This window comes from Synechococcus sp. R8-2 (assembly GCF_047461715.1).
Lineage (GTDB): Bacteria > Cyanobacteriota > Cyanobacteriia > Thermostichales > Thermostichaceae > Thermostichus.
This window is the reverse complement of the sequence record NZ_JANSHQ010000659.1, coordinates 1-2182: the sequence shown is the minus strand read 5'-3', so window position 1 is coordinate 2182 and position 2182 is coordinate 1. Positions and strand designations below refer to the sequence as shown.

General features: G+C 62.6%; 1 protein-coding gene and 1 pseudogene. Both read right to left on the bottom strand.

The genetic code is table 11. The features are described 5' to 3' along the window. Positions 1–808, bottom strand: a pseudogene (locus NW819_RS13625) (hypothetical protein); the annotation flags it as partial. Further along, a complete protein-coding gene (gene hisS, locus NW819_RS13620; RefSeq protein ID WP_414414076.1) occupies positions 802–2100 on the bottom strand; it encodes a histidine--tRNA ligase in 1299 nt (432 codons plus the stop codon). The gene hisS and the pseudogene NW819_RS13625, both read right to left, overlap by 7 nt. Positions 2101–2182: the final 82 nt, after the last annotated feature.

The following is a 2182-nucleotide window of genomic DNA, read 5'->3' as shown; positions in this document are numbered from 1 at the left end:
GCTCCGCAACGCTGACGCGAAGGTCTCGACAGCGGACGGAAAACGGAATCGTCAAGGGCTGGGAAGGCCGGTCTGCATCCCGCCAGGAAGAGGGAGTGAGGGCCAGTTCCCCCCGCAAAGGACGGGTCCAAACGCGGCTTGGCAGGGTGATGGGAATGCTGAACACCGCCGTTCGGGCTTCAGCGGGAAATTGAATTAGCCGTTGCCCCTCGAAAACCGTGCTCTCCTCGCCTTCCTGCCAAACCCGTACCCGCAGCTCGCCGCTGCAGCCGATCCGCCCCGTCAACACCAGCACCTCCTCCGGGGATCCCTCCAATTCACTGTGCATTAGGGAAAACAGCTCTGGCGGGATGGCGACCTCTTTTTTCTGGGGGGGCTCAAACCCGGCCTCTTCAGCCACCGGGGCAGGGATCCCCCGTTCCGGCTCCAGAGGCGCAGGGGCAGGCACAACCTGAAAACGGAGACAATTGTCCAACTCGGTTTCGCCGAACAGTTCTGCGATCAAGTCGGCATCTCGGCAGTGCAATTCCCAAAACCCAGGGGTGAGGTGGCTGGCGGGCAAAATAATGCCGATCCCTTCATCGTTGGTGCGCACAGAACGGGTTTGGACCTGTGGAGGAGTCGTGCCGGTGTTGGGGCCCTGATTCTGTGGCCCTAGAGGACGCTGCCGGACTTCCACCGTGATGGTGAAGTGGGGCTGGGGCGAACGGGCAACAATGGTGTAGGTATCTTCTTCCAGAACTGCGCCCTCGGCTGGTACCGGCTGCCAGTCTTCTTGGCCGTCGCGCCGAACCCAAAAATTCAACATGGCTCCATCACCTTAGGTGCTCCGCACTGCTGACGCGAATGGCATGCCAGATACTGAATCAGATCGGCTTGCAAAAGGGTTTGCTGTTGCCCTGTAGGCAGGTGCTTAAGCTGTACCTCTCCGGCTGCAGCTTCCGCATCCCCTAGCACAACAGCCCAAGTTGCGCCGCTGCGGCTGGCCCGTTTGAACTGCTTGCCAAAGGCGCTGCCGCTCAGATCCAGCTCGGTGCAGAAACCGGCTCGGCGCAGCGCTTGAGCGATCCGGAGGGATTGGGCCTCAGCCTTCGCCCCACGGGAGATCACGTAAACCTCGACCGGTGCTGGCGGAGCCTCCCCTTGTTTCTTTTGCAACAGCAGCACCAGCCGCTCCATGCCGATGGCCCAGCCCACCGCTGGGGTTGAAGGCCCGCCCAGCTCTTCCACCAAGCCGTCGTAGCGACCGCCCCCACAGACGGTACTCTGGGATCCCAAGTCAGGTGAGACGATCTCAAAGGCGGTGTGGGTGTAGTAGTCCAGGCCCCGCACCAAGTAGGGATCCAACTGGTAGGGAATATCCAACATCTGCAGGTGATCTTGCACCTGCTCGAAGAAAGCCCGCGATTCTGGGCCGAGGTAATCCGGCAGCTTGGGGGCCCCCTCGGCAATCTCGCGGGTGCGGGGATCCTTGCTGTCTAGAATGCGCAGCGGGTTGCGGGTGAGGCGCTCTTGGGAGTCGGGATCCAGCTTCTCCCGCAAGGGAGTGAGGTAGTCCACCAGGGCCTGGCGATAGGCCCGCCGATCCTGCAGATCCCCCAGGGAATTGAGCCGCAAGCTCAGGTTCTCCGCCCCCACCGCTTGCAACAGCTCCCAGGCCAAGGCGATGACTTCCGCATCGGCGCGGGGATCCCGGCTGCCCAGCAGCTCTACCCCCAACTGGTGGAACTGGCGTTGCCGCCCCGCCTGGGGACGCTCATAGCGAAACATCGGCCCACAATACCAGAGGCGTTGCACATCTCCAGCCGTTTGCAGCCCGTGCTGGATGTAGGCCCGCACCACACCTGCTGTGTTCTCTGGGCGCAGGCTGACCTCTTGCTCGCCACGGGTGCTGAAGGAGTACATCTCCTTGCCCACCACGTCGGTGGCGCTGCCAATGCTGCGGGCAAAGAGTTCCGTCAACTCCAGGATGGGGGTGCGAATTTCTTGGTAGTTGGCCCGTCCCAGGATCTCTCGGGCGCTGGCTTCCACCTGCTGCCAGAGCCGCACCTCCTGCGGCAGAATATCTCGGGTGCCCCGCACCGCCTGGATCATCTCCATTCTCGTTCTCCCTCCCTGGGGTGGGCCTGGCCGCCTGCTATGCCAATGGCTGTTCTCGTCAAAGGACTCCGTCCCGCTGACG